The 1990-nt window shown below is 38.8% G+C and carries 1 pseudogene; it reads right to left on the bottom strand.

Going from position 1 to position 1990, the window contains the following annotated elements:
• Positions 1-36 precede the first annotated feature (36 nt).
• Positions 37-1938 (bottom strand): annotated as a pseudogene (gene rnr, locus AC1DPQ_RS26320) (ribonuclease R); the annotation flags it as partial.
• Positions 1939-1990: the final 52 nt, after the last annotated feature.

Raw genomic sequence — 1990 nt, 5'->3', positions numbered from 1 at the left:
GCGTAAACACTGTGTTTAAGGCACAATTTTAAATTTTTAATCTGGAATTAAGGTGAAATCGATTTGACGTTTAGAAAGATCTACTTTTTTCACCCTGATCATCACTTCATCTCCCAACTGGTATTTTTTCTTTTTGCGTTGACCTACAATACAGTAGTTTTTCTCATCAAGCACATAAAAATCATCTGATATGTCCCTTAAACGGATCATGCCCTCACATTTATTCTCTTCTATCTCAACATACATACCCCATTCGGTAACACCCGAAATAATGCCTTTATATTCCGTGCCGATATTGTTTTCTAAGTATTCGGCCTGTTTGTATTTAATAGAAGCACGTTCAGCATCTGCAGCTCTTTTCTCCATTGCCGAAGAATGTACAGAGGCCACTTCGTAAAATTCCATATCAGCAGATTTACCTCCATCTAAATAGGTCTGTAAAAGCCTGTGCGCCATTACATCCGGATAACGGCGGATAGGGGAAGTAAAGTGTGTGTAATATTCAAAAGCCAAACCATAATGACTGGTTTTTTTAGTAGAATAAATCGCTTTTGCCATTGATCTGATGGCCAGCGAAGTTAGAATATTCTGTTCTTTCTTGCCTTCTACATCGGCCATTAAATTGTTTAGTGATTTGGCAATTTCTTTATCGGATTTGGTATTGATTTTATAACCGAAACGTGAAGCAAAGGTTGCGAAAGTATTCAGGGTTTCCATATTTGGCGAATCGTGCACACGATAAACAAAGGTCAGTTTGTCTTTTCCTTTAGTTTTCTTGGCTATAAACTCGGCAACTTTACGGTTGGCCAAAAGCATGTAATCTTCAATCAGTTTATGCGCATCTTTACGCTCTTTTACATAAACACCAATTGGTTTGCCAGATTCATCCAGTTTGAATTTAACTTCAGTACTTTCGAAACTGATTGCCCCGTTTTTGAATTTACGATCGCGAAGGATATAAGCCAATTCGTTCAGTTTCAGGATTTCTGCTGCATAATCACCTTCTTTGTTTTCGATTACTTCCTGAGCCTCTTCATAACTAAATCTTCTGTCAGAATGAATTACTGTTCTGCCATACCATTCTGATTGAATATTGGCCTGCTCATCCAGTTCGAAAACGGCTGCAAAACATAATTTATCTTCATGTGGACGTAATGAACATACACCATTACTCAAACGCTCTGGCAGCATCGGGATCACACGGTCTACCAAATAAACTGAAGTGGCACGGCTGTACGCTTCTTTATCGAGATCGGTTCCCTGGATTACATAATGTGAAACATCGGCAATATGAACACCAATTTCGTGGTTTCCGTTAGGAAGTTTTTGATAAGAGATGGCATCATCGAAATCTTTCGCATCTGCCGGATCTATGGTAAAGGTTAATACCTTTCTAAAATCTTTTCTTTTGGCAATTTCTGCTGCAGGAATTTCTTCAGGAATGGCATTGGCTTCGCGCTCTACCTGAGGGGGGAATTCTAAAGGAAAACCATACTGTGCCAAAATAGCATTCATTTCGGTATTGTTCTCGCCCTGGTTACCCAGTACATGTTTAACAATCCCGATTGGATTTTTTGCACTTTCAGGCCAATCTGAGAGGGTTACCAATACACGCTGACCGTTTTTGGCTTCGTGGGTATCGGCTAAAGGCACAAAAATATCGTGCATCATTTTTTTATCATCAGCAATTACAAATGCAAAACGATCTGATATCTTGATTACACCTGTAAAATCTGATTTTGCTCTTTTAATGATTTCGACAACTTCGCCATCATTTTTACGGCCGCTTTTCTTCGCAAAAACATAAGCTTTTACGGTATCACCGTGCAACGCATTTTTGAGCTTTCGTGGAGCTACAAAAACATCTTTCTCAAATTCATCTTCCGGAACAATATATGCAGATCCATCGGCAGTCATATCAACCGTACCAATAATAAAGTAATATATGCAGATCCATCGGCAGTCATATCAACCGTACCAATAATAAAGT

The organism is Pedobacter sp. 01T416_2, from assembly GCF_056398925.1.
Note: the sequence above shows the minus strand (reverse complement) of the source record. Positions and strands in the feature narration are given on the sequence as shown.